Source organism: Nocardiopsis sp. NPDC055551 (assembly GCF_053619415.1).
In genome coordinates this window covers 257,791-277,667 of record NZ_JBSHJJ010000006.1, presented here as the reverse complement: position 1 = coordinate 277,667, position 19,877 = coordinate 257,791, and the positions used below count along the sequence as shown (strand labels likewise).

At 69.9% G+C, this 19,877-nt stretch carries 18 protein-coding genes and 1 riboswitch; of the genes, 9 read left to right on the top strand and 9 right to left on the bottom strand.

From position 1 onward, the window contains the following. Positions 1-56: 56 nt before the first annotated feature. Positions 57-279, bottom strand: a riboswitch (cobalamin riboswitch). 181 nt (positions 280-460) lie between these two features. Together ACWGSK_RS13370 and ACWGSK_RS13365 are read left to right on the top strand one after the other, a co-directional pair. Beyond that, entirely contained in the window at positions 461-2,053 is a 1,593-nt protein-coding gene (locus ACWGSK_RS13370) for a polysaccharide deacetylase family protein (RefSeq protein WP_452455932.1), read from the top strand. Positions 2,054-2,268: 215 nt separating this feature from the next. Further along, on the top strand, positions 2,269-3,711 hold the full coding sequence (locus ACWGSK_RS13365; RefSeq protein ID WP_358514760.1) for a polysaccharide deacetylase family protein: 1,443 nt from the start codon (positions 2,269-2,271) through the stop codon (positions 3,709-3,711). Between the two features lie 19 nt (positions 3,712-3,730). Here ACWGSK_RS13365 and ACWGSK_RS13360 read toward each other — a convergent pair whose 3' ends face one another. The 3 genes from ACWGSK_RS13360 to ACWGSK_RS13350 form a co-directional block, all read right to left on the bottom strand. Next, entirely contained in the window at positions 3,731-4,906 is a 1,176-nt protein-coding gene (locus tag ACWGSK_RS13360; RefSeq protein ID WP_358514765.1) for a quinone-dependent dihydroorotate dehydrogenase, read from the bottom strand. Then, positions 4,903-5,826 (bottom strand): proteasome assembly chaperone family protein, encoded by a 924-nt coding sequence (locus ACWGSK_RS13355; RefSeq protein ID WP_358514758.1) that lies wholly within the window; start codon positions 5,824-5,826, stop codon positions 4,903-4,905. Before ACWGSK_RS13355 ends, ACWGSK_RS13360 begins: the two co-directional genes overlap by 4 nt. Positions 5,827-6,032: 206 nt before the next feature. Continuing rightward, entirely contained in the window at positions 6,033-7,787 is a 1,755-nt protein-coding gene (locus ACWGSK_RS13350; protein WP_358514756.1) for an ABC-ATPase domain-containing protein, read from the bottom strand. Between the two features lie 145 nt (positions 7,788-7,932). On the opposite strand from ACWGSK_RS13350, the gene ACWGSK_RS13345 reads away from it, so the two are divergent. Together ACWGSK_RS13345 and ACWGSK_RS13340 are read left to right on the top strand one after the other, a co-directional pair. Then, the gene (locus ACWGSK_RS13345) at positions 7,933-9,171 is read left to right on the top strand and encodes a glycosyltransferase (RefSeq protein ID WP_452455931.1); all 1,239 of its coding nucleotides are present in this window, start codon (positions 7,933-7,935) and stop codon (positions 9,169-9,171) included. Continuing rightward, positions 9,168-9,671 (top strand): hypothetical protein, encoded by a 504-nt coding sequence (locus tag ACWGSK_RS13340; RefSeq protein WP_452455930.1) that lies wholly within the window; start codon positions 9,168-9,170, stop codon positions 9,669-9,671. Before ACWGSK_RS13345 ends, ACWGSK_RS13340 begins: the two co-directional genes overlap by 4 nt. 120 nt (positions 9,672-9,791) lie before the next feature. Here ACWGSK_RS13340 and ACWGSK_RS13335 read toward each other — a convergent pair whose 3' ends face one another. The 3 genes from ACWGSK_RS13335 to ACWGSK_RS13325 are packed head-to-tail and all read right to left on the bottom strand — an operon-like array spanning position 9,792 to position 11,482. Further along, the gene (locus tag ACWGSK_RS13335; RefSeq protein WP_452455929.1) at positions 9,792-10,229 is read right to left on the bottom strand and encodes a hypothetical protein; all 438 of its coding nucleotides are present in this window, start codon (positions 10,227-10,229) and stop codon (positions 9,792-9,794) included. Between the two features lie 12 nt (positions 10,230-10,241). Beyond that, positions 10,242-11,018 (bottom strand): PhzF family phenazine biosynthesis protein, encoded by a 777-nt coding sequence (locus ACWGSK_RS13330; protein WP_358514747.1) that lies wholly within the window; start codon positions 11,016-11,018, stop codon positions 10,242-10,244. A gap of 23 nt (positions 11,019-11,041) precedes the next feature. Further along, a complete protein-coding gene (locus ACWGSK_RS13325; RefSeq protein WP_358514745.1) occupies positions 11,042-11,482 on the bottom strand; it encodes an Lrp/AsnC family transcriptional regulator in 441 nt (146 codons plus the stop codon). 133 nt (positions 11,483-11,615) lie between these two features. On the opposite strand from ACWGSK_RS13325, the gene ACWGSK_RS13320 reads away from it, so the two are divergent. Genes ACWGSK_RS13320 through ACWGSK_RS13310 form a run of 3 tightly spaced genes read left to right on the top strand, consistent with a single transcriptional unit; the run spans position 11,616 to position 15,036 of the window. Continuing rightward, positions 11,616-12,713, top strand: a complete 1,098-nt coding sequence (locus ACWGSK_RS13320; protein ID WP_358514743.1) for a thiamine pyrophosphate-dependent enzyme — start codon at positions 11,616-11,618, stop codon at positions 12,711-12,713. Then, entirely contained in the window at positions 12,713-13,726 is a 1,014-nt protein-coding gene (locus ACWGSK_RS13315; protein ID WP_358514740.1) for an alpha-ketoacid dehydrogenase subunit beta, read from the top strand. The genes ACWGSK_RS13320 and ACWGSK_RS13315 overlap by 1 nt, the downstream gene beginning before the upstream one ends. Further along, entirely contained in the window at positions 13,723-15,036 is a 1,314-nt protein-coding gene (locus tag ACWGSK_RS13310) for a dihydrolipoamide acetyltransferase family protein (protein WP_452455928.1), read from the top strand. Before ACWGSK_RS13315 ends, ACWGSK_RS13310 begins: the two co-directional genes overlap by 4 nt. Before the next feature lie 70 nt (positions 15,037-15,106). Here the strand turns inward: ACWGSK_RS13310 and ACWGSK_RS13305 are convergent, their stop codons facing one another. From ACWGSK_RS13305 to ACWGSK_RS13295, 3 genes are all read right to left on the bottom strand, one after another. Beyond that, positions 15,107-15,976 (bottom strand): hypothetical protein, encoded by an 870-nt coding sequence (locus ACWGSK_RS13305; RefSeq protein ID WP_358514736.1) that lies wholly within the window; start codon positions 15,974-15,976, stop codon positions 15,107-15,109. Between the two features lie 714 nt (positions 15,977-16,690). After that, on the bottom strand, positions 16,691-17,929 hold the full coding sequence (gene kynU, locus ACWGSK_RS13300) for a kynureninase (RefSeq protein ID WP_358514734.1): 1,239 nt from the start codon (positions 17,927-17,929) through the stop codon (positions 16,691-16,693). 61 nt (positions 17,930-17,990) lie between these two features. Continuing rightward, positions 17,991-18,902 (bottom strand): tryptophan 2,3-dioxygenase, encoded by a 912-nt coding sequence (locus ACWGSK_RS13295; protein ID WP_358514732.1) that lies wholly within the window; start codon positions 18,900-18,902, stop codon positions 17,991-17,993. A 203-nt stretch (positions 18,903-19,105) separates the two neighbouring features. Between ACWGSK_RS13295 and ACWGSK_RS13290 the strand changes: the two genes are divergently transcribed. Next, on the top strand, positions 19,106-19,573 hold the full coding sequence (locus tag ACWGSK_RS13290) for an Lrp/AsnC family transcriptional regulator (RefSeq protein ID WP_358514730.1): 468 nt from the start codon (positions 19,106-19,108) through the stop codon (positions 19,571-19,573). Then, positions 19,570-19,872, top strand: coding sequence for a DUF4031 domain-containing protein (locus ACWGSK_RS13285; RefSeq protein WP_358514728.1), 303 nt, complete (start codon positions 19,570-19,572; stop codon positions 19,870-19,872). Before ACWGSK_RS13290 ends, ACWGSK_RS13285 begins: the two co-directional genes overlap by 4 nt. The last annotated feature ends 5 nt before the right edge of the window (positions 19,873-19,877 follow it).

The following is a 19,877-nucleotide window of genomic DNA, read 5'->3' as shown; positions in this document are numbered from 1 at the left end:
GCACGTGCCTGACGACCTCGGCCCTCCCTCGGGGCGCGGGACCACCGGCGGCACAGGCGCACCACCGGGTGGAGGCAGGTCTTCGGACTCGTGGGCGTTTCCGACGTCGTGCGCCGGTCGTCCTAATGATCACCGCTTCCCGGTTTTCCGACTTTTCCGGTCGGATCACCAGTGCTTATGGCGACGCTCGTTCCCACATACCGCTGCGGGGCAGTCCCGGATTCGCACCGGGTTCCCTCTTTCGACACACTCCGACCGACCGGAGCGGGCTCCGGGAGTCGATGGTGGGAGTGTGTACCTTCCACGCCTGCAAGTATAGGGAGCACCCCCTTCGCCCCTGCACCCGGCGTGACCCCTTGGCCCGGAGCACACCAGCGAACCCATTTCGTGTGCCCGGCATCACACCCGATACCAGCGTTACGCGAAAGACCCCCGTCCTTTCGCGAACGTTCGTCTGACGATGAGCGTGGAGAGCCCCCAGGTGAAGCAGCAAGACGGTCCCAGCATGGCCCCCGACCGCCCCGTTCTCACGGCAGCGATCGCGATGGTCGTCCTCTTGGGACTGGTGCTGTCGGCGACACGACCACCGGGCCTGCCCGAGGACGGAGTCATCGAGAGCATCACACGGAACGTGGCGGTGGACACCGACGACGACCTTCCGGCGGAAGGTTCCGAGGAGGGGACGACCGTGGTGGACACGGCCGCGCTCCCCGGCACCGAGGAGGCCTCGGTCGACTACGAGGGCGACAGTGAGGTGGCCGTCGCCTACCCGGCCATCCCCAACGCCGACCCCCTCACCGACTTCCTGGACCGCACCCTGACCGACCAGGTGCACGCCTTCGACGCCGCCAACCCCGGCGCGGCCTCCTTCGAGGGCGAGTGGCGGTTGACCGCCGCCGGTGACGGGGTCGTGGGCGTGCGGATCACCACCACCGAGACCGACTCGGAGGAGACCCGCGTCGGTCACAGCACCTACTGGTACGAGACCGACGACGGCTCGGTGCACGGTTCCAGCGGCCTGCTCGCCGGACAGGACGAGCTGGCCGCGCTCAACGACCGCGTACTCGAAGAGGTCCCGGACACCGTGGCGGCGGTGTCCCTGTACCCGATCAGCGGCCTTTACGACTCCCTCGCGTTCAGCCCCGAGGGCGACCTGATCGTGGAGTTCGACGATGGACAGGTCGCGCCCACCTCCGAGGGTCGCGTCGGCGTCGTGATCGAACGCGACGAGGCCGAGGAACTGCTGTCGGAGTTCGGGGTGCGGGCGCGCGACGCCGCGACCAAGGGCGTCGAGGAGTTCACCGTGGCCGCGGCCCCCGAGGCGGAGAAGGATGGCACCGGCGTCGCCTCCCCCGGTGAGATCTCCCCCGTCGACGACGGGATCGACTGCACCGACCCCGAGACGCGCTGCGTGGCGCTGACCTACGACGACGGCCCCGGCGGCCGGACCTCGGAGCTGCTGGACACACTCGCCGAGCACGACGCCAAGGCGACCTTCTTCGTCACCGGCCACCCGGTGATGGAGGACCCGTTCACGGTGCGCCGCACCTACGCGGAGGGCCACGAACTGGCCAACCACACCCTGGCCCACCCCGACCTGGCCACGCTCGGCGCCGGAGGCGTGCGCGCGGACCTGGACCCGGTCCAGGCGCTGGTGTACCGGGAGACCGGATACACGATGGACCTGATGCGTCCGCCCTACGGTTCCACCAACGACACCGTCGCCCAGGTCACCGAGGAGATGGGCATGGCCCAGATCCTGTGGAGCGTGGACACCAACGACTGGAAGGACCGCAAGGCCGGTGTGGTCGCCGACCGGGCCGTGGACGGCGCCTCGGACGGGGCGATCATCCTGATGCACGACATCCACGACACCACCATCGACGCGTCCCGCGAGATCGTCCGTGAGCTGGACGAGCAGGGCTACACCATGGTGACGGTCTCGCAGTTGCTCGGCACCCCGGAGCCGGGTCGCAGCTACGTCGACGGGGTTCCGGAGGAGCCCGAGGACGAGGAGTCCGAGGGGGCCCAGGGGGCCGCCGAGGACGGCTGACGGGGATCCTGGGATTACCGGGCCCGGGGCGCTGTCCACATGTGGACAGCGCCCCGGGCCCGGCGTTCTTCTCCCCTATGTTGCTCCCATCAGGTGCGGGAGCATCCGCTTTCAGGGAGAGGGAGCCGGGTTTGTCGTCGAGCGAGAACGCACCGGGACACACCACCGCCCGACGTCGTGGGAGCGGTGGGGGACGGCTCTGGCCCGGATCCCTGATGGTCGCCCTGGCCCTCCCCCTCGCCGCGTGTACGCAGGACCCGGCGGGCGGCGGCGACCCCGAGTCGATCGGAGTCCTGTCCGCGGAGATCGGTGACGGCGTCCGGGAACGGACGACCGGCGCGGAGGGGTACGAGGATCACCACCACGTCCCGGAGGCCGAGGTCGCGGTCTCCCTCCCCGAGTTCGCGAACGCCGAGCCCTTCACCGAGACCCTCGCGGCCCGAGCCGACGACGAGGTCCAGGACTTTCGCGCGGGAACCCGCGACCCGGTGAGCCTGGACATCGACTGGGAGCTGGTGGCCGCCGCCGACGGAGTGCTCGGGGTGCGACTCCTGCGCACCGAGGAGGACATGCACGGCCTTCGCGAGGGCTATTCCACCTACTGGTACGACGGGACCACCCGGCACACCGCCTACTCCACCGAGCTGCTCGCCGGGCAGGAGGAGCTGGACGCGCTCAACGACATCGTCCGCGAAGACCTCTCCGAGGACGTGGAGGTCGACCCCGACTCCCTGTTCCCCGTCCTGCGCACCTACGACTCCATCGGTTTCAACGGCGACGGCGACCTGGTGGTGGAGTTCGACGACGGGCACCTGTCACCCGTGGAGGAGGGACACGTGCCCTCCGCCGAGTTCGGCCGCAAGGTCGTGGTGGTCGACCACGAGACCGCCGCGCCGCTCCTGTCCGACCTGGGCGAGCGGGCCAGGGAGGCCTCCCTTGTGGACGAGACCGATCTGACGCTGCCCACCGCCGAGGACGACGACGCGCAGGACCCACCGCCGCCCGGGGTGTTCGTCCCCCATGTCCCGGACGTGGACTGCTACGACGGCGAAACGCGTTGCGTGGCGCTGACCTTCGACGACGGTCCGGTAGAGGCCACACCACACCTGTTGGACATCCTGGCCGAGGAAGAGGTCACCGCGTCGTTCTTCCTGAACGGAGGCCCCACCCTCACCCGGCCGGGGGTACTGCGTCGCGCCTACGCCGAGGGCCACGAGATCGCGAGCCACGGCGACGTGCACGACCCGATGAACCGGATGGAAGCCGAGGAACTGCCCGCCCAGGTCGCGGCGGTGGGAGCGATGATCCGCAGGCAGACCGGGCACACGGTGGAGCTGTTCCGGCCACCGTTCGGCGCCACCGACGAGGACGTGCACGGGGCCATCGCCGAGCAGGAGCTGGTGGAGACCATGTGGACGGTGGACAGCCAGGACTGGGAGGACCTGAAGCGCGACGAGATCGTGGAGAACGTGATCGGCCGGGTCGAGCCGGGCGCGGTGGTACTGATGCACGACCCGCTGCCCGAGACGCTGGCGGCCGTCCCCGAGATCATCGAACGCCTGCGGGGACTGGACTACGTGTTCGTCACCTCGACCCAGGCGATGGGCCACCCCGAACCCGGCTACAGCTTCCCCGAGGACTGGGACGGCGACTGGTGACCGGTCGCCGTCCCGGGCGTCAGCCGGCCTCGGTGGTCTCCGGGACCACCTTCAGGGCGGGGGCCGGGGCGTCCACACCCACGGCCTCCTGGATCGACCGGTAACCGGCGGCACGCACCAGGCGGGCCAGCCCACGGTGGATGCCGCGCGGCCACAGCGGACCGCCATAGATCAGACCGGTGTAGCCCTGCACCAGGGTCGCCCCGGCGCGGATGCGCGCCCAGGCGTCCTCAGGGGTCTCGATACCGCCGACGGCCACCAGGGTGACGCGGTCGCCGACCTTGGCGCGCAGCCGGCGCAGCACCTCCAGGGAACGCGTCTTGAGCGGGGCACCGGACAGGCCGCCGGCGCCGGCCTCCGTCACCCGCTCCTCCGGGGCGTCCAGCCCCTCCCGGGAGATGGTGGTGTTGGTGGCGATGATCCCGTCCAGGCCCTCGGCCAGGGCCAGGTCGGCGACGGCGTCGACGTCCTCGTCCGCCAGGTCGGGGGCGATCTTGACCAGCAGCGGCAGCGTGGGGCGGCCGGCCTCGACCAACGCCGCGCGGACCGCGGCCAGCAGGGGGCGCAGCTGTTCCACGCCCTGGAGGTTGCGCAGGCCGGGAGTGTTGGGCGAGCTGACGTTGACGACCATGTAGTCGGCGTAGCGGGCCAGTCGTAGGGCGCTGAGCGCGTAGTCGGCGGGAGCCTCGGCCTCCGGGGTGACCTTGGTCTTGCCGATGTTGACCCCGAGCAGGGGACGTTCCCGACCTGCGCGGCCTGCCTGGCGCTCCAGACGGGCCTGCTCGTGGTGCAGCCGCTCGGCGACCAGGGCCGAACCCTCGTTGTTGAAGCCCATCCGGTTCACGATGGCGCGGTCCTCGACCAGGCGGAACAGGCGGGGCCGTGGGTTGCCGGGCTGCGGGTGGGCGGTGACGGTGCCCACCTCCACGTAGCCGAAGCCGAGCGCGGCCAGGCCGCGTGGGCTCTCCGCGTTCTTGTCGAACCCGGCGGCCATGCCCAGGGGGCCGGGGAAGTCCCGGCCCAGGGCGTGCACGGTCAGCTCGGGCTCGCGCGGCCCCAGGACCCGGGTCAGGGTCTCGGCCACGCCGGGGATCGCGGTGACTCCGCGCAGTGCGGCGAAACTCAGCTTGTGGGCCCTCTCGGCGTCCATGTGCCGAAGGACCGAGCTGAAGAGGATCTGGTAGAACACGGCTATCCGTTTCCGTCGCCCTCGCGCTCTGCGAGGAAGCGTTCGAGTTCCGCGCCGAGTTCGTCGGCGGTGGGCAGGCCTACTTCGTCCTCGCCCAGCGGGGAGCCCGGGGTGTCGCCCTCGGAGCGCGAGGACATGATGTCGTCGTACTGGCGTTCCAGGTTGGTGACCACACGCTGGATCTCCTCGGAGGACGCTACCTGCTCGGCGATCTCCACATCGGTGGTGGCCGCCGTCTCCTCCACCTCGGTGGTGGACACGGCCAGTCCGGTGGCCCCGGTGACGTAGCCCAGGGCCGCGATGGCCGCGCGCGGGTACTGGGACTGGGACAGGTAACTGGGTACGTGGACGGCGTAGCCGATGAAGTCGTGGCCGCTCTCGCCCAGGCGGAACTCCAGCAGCGACACGGCGCTGCCGGGCACCTCGACCCGACCGATCCAGGGTGTGTGACCGGCGACCAGTTCGGGGCGGGTGGAGTGCGGGGTGACCGTCACCGGGCGGGTGTGCGGAACCGCCATGGGGATCCCATGGGTGCTGACGGACAGCGAGACGGTGAAACGGTCGACCAGCCGCTGGACGGCGGCGACGAACAGCTCCCACTCACGGTCCGGCTCGGGGCCGTGCAGGACGAGGAAGGGCGCGCCCTCGTCGTCGTGCATCCGGTACAGGGCCAGTTTGGGCGCCGTGTAGTCGATCCAGGTGTTCTCACGGAACGTCATCGATGGGCGACGGTCGCGGTAGTCCACGAGCCGGTCGGTGTCGAAGGTCGCGATCTCCTCGGCGGAGAACCGTTCGAAGAGCAACTCGGCCATCTGACGTCCCGCGTGTCCGGCGTCGACGAAGCCGTCCAAACAGACCAGCATCGCCTGCCCGGCGACGTCGTCGAAACCGGGATGGAGTTGGTACAGATCTGCGGGGTCACGCACCGGATTCTCGTCTCCAAAGGGGTCGGGAACGCAGGACGGCACTCACACCGACATCGGTCCGAGATGTTCCGTTTCGATGTCCTTCGGGGCTACCGCACCCTGCGTTTCCACAATACCGACCCGCCCCGACCAACGACCGGCCTCGACCCCCTCCGGGTGACCACGGACACACCGCGGCCACCCCACGGGCGGGTCCCGGCGCGAACTCAGCGTTGTTCGGCCACCCGCATGCTCCGCAACCGGTTGAGGACGGCTGCGATCTCCTGCCTGCGCGGCAGCGCGTAGTCCCCGGCGAAGTCCTCACCGAGCAGGGTCACGCCCCGCTCGGCCAGACCCTCCTCCAGGGAGTCCAGGGCCTCGGCCAGGGTCCTCCCACCGTCCAGGTGGCCACCGGCCACCAGGGCGCGCAACGCCAGCCCCGCTCCGGTGATCTGCCCGGCGTCGACGAACTGCTCCACCGCGCGCACGTCGATGTCGCTCTCGCCGAACACCAGCACGTCCATGTCGCGTCGCTTGAGCTTGGACCGCCCCCGGTCGGTGCGATCGTCCACCGACGCGCGGTCCACGATGCGGGCGCGTGGCAGCGCGAACTCCGCGTCGGTACGATCCCGGGCCAGGTCCCGGGCACGTTCGGTCACGTCGTGCGGGTGGTAGGCGTCCAACATGATCACGTGGTCGGCCACGTCGAAGTAGTCGCCGCTGCCGCCCATGACCAACACGGTCGAGACCCCGTGCTCTCGGCGCAGCGGGCGCACCAGGTCGACGAAGGGCACCAGGGGTTCGCGGTCTCCGTGCACCAGGGACTGCATGCGTTCGTCTCGGATCATCAGGTTGGTGGCGGTGGAGTCCTCGTCCACCAGCAGGGTGCGCGCGCCGATCTCCACCGCCTCACAGATGTTGGCCGCCTGCGAGGTGGAGCCGGAGGCGTTCTCGGTGCGGAAGTCACGGGTGTCCGCCCCGGTGGGCAGGTTGCGCACGAACGGGCTGACGTCCACCCGCTCCACCCGGCGACCCTCCTCGGCGCGGATCTTCACCGCGTCGTCCCTGGTCACCACCAGTTCCCGGCCGTCCTCGGGTACGTGGTCGTACACCCCGCGCTCCAGGGCGTGCAGCAGGGTCGACTTGCCGTGGAAGCCGCCGCCCACGATCAGCGTGATGCCCTCGGACACCCCCATCCCGGTCACCGTGCCCCGGTGTGGCAGGTCCACGCTCACCCGTAGGGAGTCCGGGGAGGTGAAGGGGACCACGCCCTCGCCGCGCATGGGTTCGTCGCTGATCCCACTGAGGCGGGGCAGGATCGCCCCGTCGGCGACGAACGCCACCAGTCCGCGCTCGGCCAGAGAGGCGCGCAGCGCGACGGTGTCGGCCACACTGTCGGCGAAGGCACGGGCGGCGTCCTGGTCGATCTCCTCCCAGTCCAGGTCGTCGACCAGCTCGGGGACGGTGCGGCACAGCTCGCGTTCGGCGGTACGGCCGTCGATGCGCCGCCCGTGCCCGGGCAGGTCCAGGCCGATCCGCAGGTCCAGTGAACCGTCCGCGCCCACCTGGCAGGACGAACGCGCGATGACCTCCTGACCCCCGGTGTCGATCCGCAGCAGCGACCCCTTGAGTCGGCGGCGGGCCAACCGGCCGAGGAAGTCGGCGGTGGCCCGGCGGCGCACCGGATCGGCGTAGGCGCCGCTCGGGATCCCGGCGTCGGGACGGAGGATGCGCACCCGCGAGGGTGGGGCGAACGGGTCGGCCTGGACCCGCTCCACGGTCAGGGTGAAGTCGCCGAAGTCCCAGTCGCCCTTGAGGGACTTGTAGCGCCCGTAGGAGGCGCCGTCCATCCTCAGCAGTTCCTGGGACAGACGGGCGTCGTCGCGCACGCCGCGGATGGGTTCGGGTTCGGGCCTGCGGCCACCACCCCCACGGCCACCGCCACCGCCACCTCGGTGACCGTTCCCCTGACGTCCCGACATCGTTTCCCCCAGTTCGGTGTACTGCGCTGCCCCGCCAGGTTAGGACTTTCCAGAAGTTCTCGCTCCGAGCCTGTGGACAACGTTGCCGTGTCGCGGACCGGGCGACTACGTTGCCTAGAGGCCCTTCCAGACAAGGAGTTCCGCCGTGAACACGGTCCTGTTCGCCCCGGAGACCTTCAACCTCGCCGAGACCACGCGGGCGATCGAGGTGGCCCGTCGACTGCGGGACCGGTACGAGTGCGTCTTCGCCGGTTACTCCGAGCGCTACGCGGGGCTGATCGAGGAGGCGGGGTTCGAGTACCACGCGCTCACTCCCCCGCTCAGCGAGGAACAGGCCGACCAGGCGATCCGCTTCGACCAGGGCGCCGGGCTCGAACACCCCTTCACCCCCGAGATGTTCCGGGAGCGGGTGGAGAGCGAACGCGCCCTCAACGCCCTGCTGCGCCCGGCCGCGACCGTCATCGGCAGTACCCTCAGCCAGTTCGTGTCCGCGCGCGCCGACGGCGTCCCCCTGGTCTACGTCAAACCGTTCGCGTACTCCTGGCCGCACCTGCGCCAAACCTCCGCGCTGCCCGTCGTCCAGGGGCACGGTCGCCTCGCCCGCGCCGTCAACACCACCGCGGCCCGGCTCCTGCGCGAGACCGCCCGGCACACCACCCTCAAACCCCGGGGTTGGGTCCGGATCGCCCAGGAGAACGGCGTGCGCCTGCCCCGGCGCACCGTCGACGCGCTGGACGGCGACCTCAACCTCGTCGCCTCCATCCGGCTGCGCCCCTACCTGTTGCCGCCGAACTACCGCTGGGTCGGGCCGGTCTACGCCCACCTGGACCACGAACTCCCGCCCGAGGTGCCACACCTGGTGCGCAAGGCCCGCAAGAGTCAACGCCCGGTGGTGTACTTCGCCATGGGCAGCTCGGCGAACCGGGACATCGTCCTTCGCGTCCTGCGTGAGCTGTCCCGTCTGCCCGTCACCGTCCTGGCCCCGGTCGCCCGCTACCTGGTCCCCGACGACCACCCGGAACTCGGAGAGCACGTGCACGTGTTCGACCTGCTCCCGGCGCATCGGCTCGACGACCTGATCGACGTCTCCGTCATCCACGGCGGCGAGGGCACCGTGCAGACCGCCGCCGCCTCCGGAAAACCGTTCGTGGGTATCGGCCTGCAGTTCGAACAACGCTGGAACGTCGACGAATGTGTACGCTTCGGCAACGCCGTGGGGCTCAGCCCCCGACAAGCCCACGGAGAGTCCCTCCGCCGCGCCTTCGAAGCGGTCCTGCACGACCCGGCCCTGCGCGCCCGCGCCCAGGACCTGCGCGAGCACCTCGCCCACACCGACGGCGCCCGGAACGCGGCCGACCACATCCACGCCCTGATCACGAGATGATCCGCGTCGAGCCGGTCTTGGAGCTCCCTGACGGAGCCTTCCTACCGCTGTCCGGTGACCTCTCCCCCGCCGAGCTGACCATCTTTCTGCGCGAATGGACCGACTACAACGGTGTCGAGAGCCTGCGCGAACTCCTCACGGAGGAGATGACCCTCGTCCCGGGAGGCCTGCGCACCGTCCACGCCTCCGGAACGGGCGTGAACCCGGGCTGCTGCTGCGGCCTGGAGTACCGGCGAACCTGGCTGGGCCTGCTGGACCGACTGCCCGTGTGGATGGGCCACGACCCCGGCGTCGACCAGGAATTCGTAGGCGACAAGGTGCACCTGTCCCAGGAGGGCCGAGAACAGCGCATCGAGATACCCCTGCGGGATCTGCCCCACTTGCTCGCCCAGGCCCGTGGCCGGCTTCTGGGCCTGCTCGCTCTTGTCGAGGCCGGGGAGGGCCCGGAGGTCGCCGCCCTTCTTGATCGCGACCTCCACATCACCGACCCGTTCCCCTGACCGCGTCGGCTCAACACGTCGGCTCCCGGAAGGGGTGGCGTGAGTGAGTGGGGTGGGTTGGTGGGGCGCCTCGGGTCGGGGCCCCGCCCACACACCCCACACCCGCCCAACAACCCCTGGTCAGCCACCAGCGGTACCGGAGATGGTGGTGCGGAACGCGCGGTCGTGGTCGTCGACGGGCGCGTCATCCAGCGACGCGACGAACACCGCCACGGCCCGACCACCACCATCCCGGAGTTGCTCCGACACCTCCACCCAGTGGTGATGGTTGGGGTGTTCCATCTCGGTGCACCCCACGGCCGGGGACAGACCGGCGATGGCCGTGTCCAGCTGCTCGGGGGTGAGCTCGTAGGTGGCGGTTCCGGAGGTGTGCCCACAGGCACGCCCCAGGGCGATGGCGGGGAGGAGGCGCTCACCGACGTTGACCAGGGTGAAACCGGTCTCGCCCCCTTGGTGCACACCGACGGCGTAGGCGGCGGGTCGCTCCCAACCGGGATGTTCCTCCTCCAGTCGGGTCAGTCCGGCGACGATCTCGTCCCTGGTGTTCCACTGCTCCATGGGGGATCCCTTTCAGACCTTGAGGTCGCCGGTGGCGACGGAGACGGCGTGCCCGCCGATGTGGACCCGGTCGCCGCGCCAACGCAGGAGCAGGTCGCCGCCGCGCGCTGAGGCCTGGTGGGCGGTGAGTTCGGTGCGGCCCAGGCGTTCGCCCCAGAAGGGCGCGAGCACGGTGTGGGCGCTGCCGGTCACCGGGTCCTCCGGTACGCCGGAACCGGGGGCGAAGAACCGGGAGACCATGTCGTACTCGGTACCGGGCGCGGTCACGATGATTCCACGCGCGGGGATGTCGCGCAGGCCGTACAGGTTCGGCTCCAGGCCTCGGACGGCGGCTTCGTCGGCGACCTCGACGAGCAGGTCGTCGGTTCCGCCGCGACCGACCCAGAGGGGTTCCACGCCCAGGTGTTCGGCGAGTCCTTCGGGGGCGTCGATCTTCTCGGCCGGTCGTGAGGGGAAGTCCAGCCACAGCCGCCCGTCCTCCGCGGTCACGGTGAGGGGACCGCTGCGGCTGCTGAAGCGGTAGGGCCCCTCGACACCGAGTTCGGTGAGCACGTGTGCCGTGGCCAGGGTCGCGTGCCCGCACAGGTCGATCTCGACTTCGGGGGTGAACCAGCGCAGTTCACGCGTGCCGTCGGCCAGGGGGCGCGTGAAGGCGGTCTCGGAGAGGTTGAACTCGGCCGCCACCCGCCGGGCCCATGCCTCGTCGTAGGGACCGTCCAGGACGAGTACGGCCGCGGGGTTGCCCTTGAAGGGTCGGTCGGTGAAGGCGTCGACGACTCGATATTCCATACCTTCAGGGTAGGACGTGGCGGTCACTGTAGATGTGGCTCGTCCAGGATGAACATGGTCTGGGTGCTCTTGACCTCGGGCAGGCGTTGGAGGCGTTCGAGGACGAACGTGCGCAGCGCCGCGGCGTCGGTGACGCGTACGAGGAGGAGCAGGTCGACGTCGCCGGAGACGAGTGCGGCGTGGTCGACCTCGGGGATGTCGCGCAGGTATTCGCGAAATCGTTCCCAGGAGTGCTGTTCGATGCGCACCGACACGTAGGCGGACAGGGCGGTGCCGTACTTCTCAGGGTCGATGACGGCGGTGAAGCCCCTGATCACCCCGTCGTTGCGGAGGCGTTCGAGCCGGGAGTAGGCGTTGGCCCGGGAGATGTGCGCGCGCTCGGCGACGGCGCGGATCGACATACGACCGTCATCGCGAAGGAGGGCGATGATCCGACGGTCGGTGTCATCCAGCTGCACGGCCATGTGTCTTACCTCATACCGTCCAGGTGATGGACATATTAGATGTTCTGTACCGGGGGGCACCATGCCGAGCAATTCGTCCAGCATCGGCGTGGAGGGATCGACAATATGGGGTGATTCGGCTCATATTCAAGACATGAAGCACACCGATGAGCGAACTCGTCCGGTTCCTCCCCTGCCCTCCCAGGAACCGGTGCGCCTCGTGGACCGGCACGGCGGCCGTCGCGAACACTCCTCGTTCACCGCTCCCGACCCCGCCGTGCTCGCCGAACTCCACCGAGCGATGGTCATCGGACGCCGCTTCAACCAGCAGGCCGGCACCCTCGCTCGCCAGGGACGGCTCGCGGTCTACCCGTCCTCCACCGGACAGGAGGCCGCGCAGGTGGGCGGGGTGCTGGCCCTGGGCGAACGGGACTGGCTCTTTCCCAGCTACCGCGACAGCGTCGCCATGATCACGCACGGCGTGGACCCGGTGGAGACGCTCACACTCTTCCGCGGGGACTGGCACTGCGGCTACGACCCGCCCCGTTACCGCTGCGCCCCGCAGTGCACCCCGTTGGCCACCAACGCCTCGCACGCCGTCGGCCTCACCTACGCCGCCCGACATAAGGGCCACGACGTGGCCGCCCTGGTCCTGATGGGCGATGGGGCCACCAGCGAGGGCGACGCCCACGAGGCCTACAACTTCGCGGCCGTGTGGAACACCCCGGTGGTGTTCCTGGTCCAGAACAACCACTGGGCCATCAGCGTGCCGCTGCACCGGCAGAGCGCGGCCCCCACGCTGGCCCACAAGGCGGTGGGGTACGGCATGCGCGGCCACCACGTGGACGGCAACGACGCCGCCGCCGTGCACGCCGTGGTCGCCCACGCCCTGGCCGAGGCCCGCGCGGGCGGCGGCCCGGCCATCGTGGAGGCGCTCACCTACCGGGTCGATCCGCACACCAACGCCGACGCCCCGCAGCGGTACCGCGACGACGGCGAGGTGGCGTACTGGGTCGAGCGTGACCCGTTGATCCGTATGGAGACGCTGCTGCGCAACGAGCAGATCGTCGACGACGGACTCCTGGAGGTCTACGAACGCGACGCCGAACGGGTCGCCACCGTGGTCCGCGACCGGATGGCGGGCGAGGACCGACTCGACCCCGCGTCCCTGTTCACCGACGTCTACGCCGAGGTCCCGCCGGTGCTGGAGCGGCAACGGAGCGAGCTCGCCGAGGAGTTGCGGGAGGTCTGATGGCGCACACGTTCCCCACCTCCGAGACCACCATGGGCGCGGCCCTGAACCGTGCCCTGCACGACGCCTTGGCCGCCGACCCGAACGTGCTGGTCTACGGCGAGGACGTCGGACCGTTGGGCGGGGTGTTCCGGGTGACCGACGGGCTGACGGCGGCCTTCGGCGAGGAGCGCTGTTTCGACTCGCCCCTGGCCGAGTCGGGGATCGTGGGCACCGCGATCGGGATGGCCGCGTACGGGCTACGGCCCGTGGTGGAGATGCAGTTCGACGCCTTCGCCTATCCCGCGTTCGAGCAGGTCACCTCACATCTGGCGAAGATGCGCAACCGGACGCGCGGCGCGGTGACGCTGCCCGTGGTGATCCGTGTCCCCTACGGCGGTGGGATCGGCGGAGTGGAGCACCACAGCGACTCCTCCGAGGCCTATTACACGCACACCCCCGGACTGCGGGTGGTCACCCCGGGCACGCCCGCGGACGCCTATTCGATGCTGCGCGAGGCCATCGACTGCGACGACCCGGTGCTGTTCCTCGAACCCAAGCGCCGTTACTGGGCCAAGGAGGCCGTCGAACTGCCCGTACGCACCGAACCCATGGAGCGTTCGGTGGTACGACGGTCCGGCTCCGACGCCACCCTGATCGTCTACGGCCCCATGGTGGCCACCGCTCTGGAGGCCGCCGAGACCGCAGCCGGCGAGGGGCGCGACCTGGAGGTGGTGGACCTGCGTCAACTGGCCCCGTTCGACGACGCCACCGTGACCGCTTCGGTACGCCGGACCGGCCGCGCCGTGGTGGTGCACGAGGCTTCGGTCTTCGGCGGCTACGGGGCCGAGGTCGCCGCGCGCGTCACCGAACAGTGCTTCCACCACCTGGAGGCCCCGGTACTGCGCGTGGGTGGGTGGGACGTCCCCTATCCCCCACCGAAGCTGGAGGAACACCACCTGCCCGGGGTCGACCGGATCCTGGCCGCCGTGGACCGCCTGCAGTGGGAGTCGGAGTGGGTGGAGGACCGGTGAGCACCTTCGAACTCCCCGACCTGGGTGAGGGGTTGACCGAGGCCGAGATCGTGTCGTGGCTGGTGAGCGCGGGCGACGAGATCGCCGTGGACCAGCCGGTCGCCGAGGTGGAGACCGCCAAGGCCACCGTGGAGGTCCCCTGTCCCTTCGGTGGCGTCGTCACCGAACTGCACGGAGCGGTCGGCGCGGTCGTCGCCGTCGGCGCTCCGCTCATCTCCGTCGCCCCCGCCCGACCCTCCGGGGCGGGTGGCGACCCTCAGATCACCGTGCCGAGCACACGGGAGGCCCCGGACTCCGCGGGCGGCAACGGCGCCGCCGACCACAGCGCGGATTCGGGTGCCGTCCTGGTGGGCTACGGCACGGGAACGGGCGCGCGGCCCTCACGTCGTGCCGCCCGCGGGTCGGGCGGGCCGCCTCGATCAACGGCGATCGACGGCTCGCCCACGACCTCCGATGGGCCGACCAGGGTGATATCGCCCCTGGTCCGACGGCTGGCACGGGAGCACGGCGTCGACGTGTCCGCGTTGCGCGGCAGCGGAGAGAACGGGCTGGTGCTGCGCCGGGACGTGGAGTCTCGGATCGCCTCTGCCCCACCGCCCCGCACGTCCGAGGAACCCGGGGTGCACCGTGCGCCGTTGCGGGGCGCGCACCGGACCATGGCCGAAAGACTGTCGCGTTCACGCCGGGAGATCCCGGAGGCCACCGTGTGGGTGGACGCCGACGCCGGCGCGATGATGGAGCTGCGTTCACGGCTCAACGAGGCGGCGCCGGACCGGCCGGTGAGCGTACTGGGCCTGGTCGCCCGGTTCGCGCTGCTGGGTCTGGCCCGCTTCCCCGAACTCAACGGTCACTTCGACACCGAACGCGGTGAGACCGTGCGCTTCGACGCGGTGCACATGGGGTTCGCCGCGCAGACTCCGCGCGGCCTGGTGGTCCCGGTGCTCGCCGACGCGCACCGCCTCACCACCCGTGAGTTGTCGGCGCGGTTGGGCGAGCGCGCCGAGGCGGCGCGCTCCGGTTCCCTCGGCCCCGGCGAGTTGTCCGGCGGGACCTTCACCGTCAACAACTACGGGGTGTTCGGGGTGGACGGCTCGGCGGCGGTGATCAACCACCCCGAGGTGGCGATCCTCGGCCTGGGTCGGATCCTGCGTCGTCCGTGGGTGGTGGGCGACGACGTGGTGCCGCGCCCGGTGGTGGAGCTCACCCTGGCCTTCGACCACCGTGTGTGCGACGGCGGTGTCGCGGGCGGTTTCCTGCGTTGGGTGGCCGACTGCGTGGAGCGCCCCGAACTTCTGCTCGGCGACATGTGAGGAAGGGCCGCGCGATACGCGCGACCCTTCCTCTGCCCACTCTCCGGTGAACCGTCCGGGGTGGTGGTCTCTACTTGTCCTTGCCACGCAGACGGTCGATGAACGAGGCGATGCCGTGACGGCCGTCGCTCTCGGCCATGAGTCCCTTGCCGCTGTCGTCGGTGGCACCGGCGTGGGCGCCTGAGGGACGACGGATCCAGGCGAAGGCCAGCGCGATGAGGATGGCGGGGATGATCGCCAGGGTCAGCAGGCCGGCGGCCGAAGGGGTGCCCTCGGCGTTCATCAGCCCGAAGCCGGACAGGTCGTTGGCCGCGGTCTCGGCGGTGACGCCGTCGTCCTGGCCCTCGTCCTCGGAGGTCGCGGGAGCGGCGTCCTGCTGCTCCTCTTCCTCGGTCTCCTGCTCGTCCTGCTTCTCGGAGGAGTCCTCGGACTCCTTCTCGGCCTGCTCTTCCTCGGGCTCCTCCTCTTCCTCTTCCTCCTGGGGCAGGTGCTCCTCGGGGACCGGGGCGACGGCGTTCTCGCACTTGTTGTCGGGCTGTTGGAAGGGGTGGGGGGCGCCCTCTTCACCGTTGCCGTCGCCCCATTCGGTGATGAAGTACTCGACCTCGGCGTGACCGTTGCCGCCGTCGACGACGAGGGTCTCGTCGTTCCACTCCTCGCCCATCATGTCGGCGAAGGTCTTGCCGTCGATGTCCAGGAGGACGTCACAGTCGTTGGAGGGCTCACCGGGACCGCGGTCGCCGATGAAGAACTCGTGCTGCTCACCCTCGTACTCGATGTAGCCCTCGGTACCCAACGGCCAACTGGGGCTGGAGAAGAGCCCCTTCTGCATGGGCTCGCCACCTGCGGGCGCACCCGTGTCACCGTTGATGCCGGAACCGTCGTCCCAGAAATAGGTCGCGGTGACTTCGCCGTACTGGATGGGAGTGTCGTTGCTCATGGATTATCAGCCAGGTTGGTGACAGGGCCGAGAAGGCCGCCCAGGACAGGTCGGGGCACACGGGGGCACGCGGAGCGGCACACGGTGGGTGAGATCAGGTCATGGGGCTTCCCGCGTCGCCGGCGGCGAGCGGCGGGTGGGAACGGGGGGCCGGATCGGCTCCGCCGTAACAGCCGGCACTTGGATTCGCGCGGCTCGTTCCCTGAGACGAAAAGAAGGCCTCGTCTTCCCTTCCGGCCTGTGGCCGGTCAAGGGCTCGGCACCGGCTCGTTAAAGATCAATAACGAACCGGTCACGAAGGACACTAACCCAGCGGTTGGCAAAGTACCGAAGGATTCTGGGTAAAATGACGGTCGGCATTCGTGCAATTACCGTATGACGCCACCCGACAAAGGGCCTGAAACCACGAAAAACCCCTGACCACAGGGGACCCAGGGTCTGAACGAGGGCGGCGAAGGGGCCCGATGGTGACCCTCGCCATAAACCGAGATACATGGCGCGAGACCACCCGGAACCCCTCTCAAAGCCCTCATAACGGCCGGTAGGTCACGACACGCCGCATATGTCGGACGTGACTTCGGAGGGGCCTGTCGTGGTAAAGGACACGCAAGTCCATGCCGGCCCGGGGTCAGGTCACATCGGTCGAGGTCCATCGGACGTAAAGAACTCCCCGGTGGGTCGTCCCACCGGGGAGTCGATTCCGGGTCATCCGGGTCAGGTGACCTGTGACCTCCGGTTGAAGCGCTCGTCTCGCCACTCACCCGACTCCACGACCTCCACCAGGTGGGCGGCCGCGTCGAAGACGTCCACGTAACGCAGGTACAGCGGCGTGAACCCGAACCGCATGACGTCGGGGGACCGGAAGTCACCGATCGCGCCGCGTTCGATAAGCGCCTGCACGATCGGATACCCGGCGCCCTCCTCCGGTTCGAGCAGGGACACCTGACTGCCACGACGATCGTGTTCGGCCGGGGTGATCGAGGACAGTCCCACCGAAGCCGCACGGGCCAAGAACAGGTCGGTCATGGCCAGGCTCTTGGCCCGCACCCCTGCCATGTCGGCCTTGGCCCACACGTCCAGCCCCGCCTCCAGCGCGGCGTCCGCCACCAGGGGCTGTGAGCCGCTGAGAAACCGGGAGACGCCCGGGGAGGGCTCGTATTCGGGGGTGAAGTCGAAGGGGCGGGCGTGACCGTGCCAGCCGCTCAGCGGCTGCTCCGCCGTGGTGTGGTGGCGACGGGCCGCGTACAGGAACGCGGGCGCGCCGGGACCGCCGTTGAGGTACTTGTACGTACACCCCACGGCGAAGTCCACGTCCTGGCCGGACAGGTCCATGGGGACGGCTCCGGCGCTGTGGCACAGGTCCCAGACCACCAAGGCGCCGTGTTCGTGGGCCATTCGGGTGATGCCGGCCATGTCGCGCAGCACGCCACTGCGGTAGTCCACGTGGCTCAACAGCACGACGCCCACGTCGCCCCTGGCGAGTTCGGCGGCCAACGCGGGGCCGTCCGGGTCGATCCGGCGCTGGCGGGCGCCGGTCAGGGAGACGGCGCCCTCGGTGACGTACAGGTCCGTGGGGAAGTTGCCGGCCTCCCCCAACACGACCGATCGGCCGGACAGGCGCAACGCCGTGACCAGGCACTTGAACAAATTGGCGGAGGTTCCGTCGCCGACGATCACCTCGTCGGGGTCGGCGCCCACCAGAGGGGCCACCTTCGCGCCCAATGTGCGCGGCTTGTCCCACCAGCCGGCGTCGTTCCAGCTACGGATGAGGTCCTGTCCCCACTCGCGCTCGATCATGTCGGCCACCCGGCCGGGGGTGGAACGCGGCAGCGCGCCCAGCGAGTTCCCGTCGAGGTAGATCACCCCTTCGGGGAGGACGAACTCCTCGCGGAGGTGGGCGAGGGGGTCGGCCGCGTCCAGCGCGGCGCAGTCCTCACGGGTGGTGGGTGTCATCGGGTCCCGCTTCCTACATAGATCCGGTGGGCCGGGGTGGCTCGAAAGGTTCGGGTCGACGTCAGACCGTGCTGCGCAGCGACCACAGCTCGGGGAAGACGTCCTTCTCGACGTTGCGGGCCAACCAGTTCAGTCCGTTGGACCCGCCACTGCCGGGCTTACCCCCCATGGTGCGCTTCACCGCCATCAAGTGCAGGTGACGCCACCGGGTGACCCGCTCGGCGACGTCCAGCAGTCCCTCGGCCAGCAGGAACAGGTCGTTGCCTGGACGGTCGTCCTCGTAGACCCCCAGCCAGACGCGCTCGACCTCGGCGGAGGGTTCGTACTCACCGGTCCAGTCGCGCTCGGTGACCGTGGTGGGGACCGGCAGACCGCGTCGGCCCAGCAGGCGCAGCGCGGCGTCGTACAGACCGGGGCGTTCCAGGATCTCGGCGAGTTCGGCGGCCACACCGGTCATGCCCTTGTGCGGGCGGATCATGGCGGCGGACTTGTTGCCGAGGAGGAACTCCAGCTTTCGGTAGCCGTAGGACTGGAAGCCCGAGGCCTCGCCGAAGGCGTCCCGGAACCGGTTGAACTGGGTGGGGGTCATGTCGGAGAGCAGCCCCCAGGAGGAGTTGAGTACGTCCTGGACGTTGCACGCGCCGCGCAGCGCGACCAGGGCCGCGGGTACGTCGTCGGCTTCCAGGGCGTCGCGGGCCGTCTCCCACCGTCGCTGTACCTGGGGGAAGAGCAGCTCCATGACCTGGGTGGTGACGATGAACGCGGACTCGGCGGGTTCCTCGGTGCGAGGTCGCTCCAGGTCGAGCAGGGTGTCGATGCCCACGTAGTCGACGTAGGGGGTGTTGTGGTCGAAGGCCAGGGTCGGCTCGCCCTTGTTGCTCTCGGCCTTGCGGGCCCGGGCCGTCGCGGCGTCCTGCGCGCCGCCCTCGGCGGGTGCGTAGGGGCACTGCTGGACGGACGTGTTGGAGAGCATGGTCTCTACCCCTCGGGTACGGCGTGGCTTCGGTGTTCGCACGCCCTGCGGCGCCACCGGGTTCCGCCGTGCACGGCGCCGTGAACGTGAGCTCACATGATCGGACATATCACCCAGGGAAGGAATGGCCGATGGTAACGCGGATCCCCCATCGGGTTTACATTCATTACTGGAAACCGATCTCGACCTTGGGAACGAAAAGCATGGCCCCACACACTCCCCTCCCGTTGGACGGCGTTGACCAGCGGATCCTCCACGAGCTCCAACAGGACGGGCGTCTGTCGTTCAACGAGCTGTCCCGCCGGGTCAACCTCTCGGCGCCCGCCGTGGCCGACCGTGTCCGCAGGCTCACCGACCGCGGGGTCATCACCGGCTACCACGCGCACGTCGACCCGGCCGCCGCCGGGCTGCCGGTGACGGCGTTGGTCCGGATGGAGTGCTTCGGCGCCCACTGCCTGCTGCGCGAACGGTCCTCGCTGGAGCTGCCCGAGATCCTCCAGGTCCACCGGGTCACCGGTGACGCCTGCTGCTTCCTGCTCATCGCGGTGCGCTCCATGGAGCACTTCGAGGAGGTCATCGACCAGCTCGCCGAGCACGGTCGGCCCTCCAGCACCATGGTCATGTCCAGTCCGGTGCCCTGGCGCGCGGTGACCGCACCGGAGGCGTCGTGAGCGTCCTGGTCGACAGCCCGGTCTGGCCCGGTCCACGCGGATGGCGCTTCGCACACCTGGTCAGCGACGTGTCCCTCGACGAACTGCACGCCTTCGCCCGCGAGCTCGGGGTTCCCGAGCGCGCCTTCGAACGGGACCACTACGACATCCCCGAGCACGTACACGCCCGGGCGGTGGCGCTCGGCGCCGAACACGTCAGCGGACGCGAGTTGGTCACCCGGCTGCGCGCCTCGGGGTTGCGCAGGCCCAAGCACCGGCCGATGCTCGACCGGAGAAGCCGGCCCTCGTCGCAGGTCTGACGCGG

Excerpts from the sequence above, each read along its gene's own strand:
- ACWGSK_RS13370 (WP_452455932.1), top strand. The coding sequence starts at position 461 with ATGAGCGTGGAGAGCCCCCAGGTGAAGCAGCAAGACGGTCCCAGCATG.
- ACWGSK_RS13365 (WP_358514760.1), top strand. The coding sequence starts at position 2,269 with ATGGTCGCCCTGGCCCTCCCCCTCGCCGCGTGTACGCAGGACCCGGCG.
- ACWGSK_RS13350 (WP_358514756.1), bottom strand. The coding sequence starts at position 7,787 with ATGTCGGGACGTCAGGGGAACGGTCACCGAGGTGGCGGTGGCGGTGGC.
- ACWGSK_RS13340 (WP_452455930.1), top strand. The coding sequence starts at position 9,168 with ATGATCCGCGTCGAGCCGGTCTTGGAGCTCCCTGACGGAGCCTTCCTA.
- ACWGSK_RS13335 (WP_452455929.1), bottom strand. The coding sequence starts at position 10,229 with ATGGAGCAGTGGAACACCAGGGACGAGATCGTCGCCGGACTGACCCGA.
- ACWGSK_RS13330 (WP_358514747.1), bottom strand. The coding sequence starts at position 11,018 with ATGGAATATCGAGTCGTCGACGCCTTCACCGACCGACCCTTCAAGGGC.
- ACWGSK_RS13325 (WP_358514745.1), bottom strand. The coding sequence starts at position 11,482 with ATGGCCGTGCAGCTGGATGACACCGACCGTCGGATCATCGCCCTCCTT.
- ACWGSK_RS13320 (WP_358514743.1), top strand. The coding sequence starts at position 11,616 with ATGAAGCACACCGATGAGCGAACTCGTCCGGTTCCTCCCCTGCCCTCC.
- ACWGSK_RS13315 (WP_358514740.1), top strand. The coding sequence starts at position 12,713 with ATGGCGCACACGTTCCCCACCTCCGAGACCACCATGGGCGCGGCCCTG.
- ACWGSK_RS13305 (WP_358514736.1), bottom strand. The coding sequence starts at position 15,976 with ATGAGCAACGACACTCCCATCCAGTACGGCGAAGTCACCGCGACCTAT.
- kynU (WP_358514734.1), bottom strand. The coding sequence starts at position 17,929 with ATGACACCCACCACCCGTGAGGACTGCGCCGCGCTGGACGCGGCCGAC.
- ACWGSK_RS13295 (WP_358514732.1), bottom strand. The coding sequence starts at position 18,902 with ATGCTCTCCAACACGTCCGTCCAGCAGTGCCCCTACGCACCCGCCGAG.
- ACWGSK_RS13290 (WP_358514730.1), top strand. The coding sequence starts at position 19,106 with ATGGCCCCACACACTCCCCTCCCGTTGGACGGCGTTGACCAGCGGATC.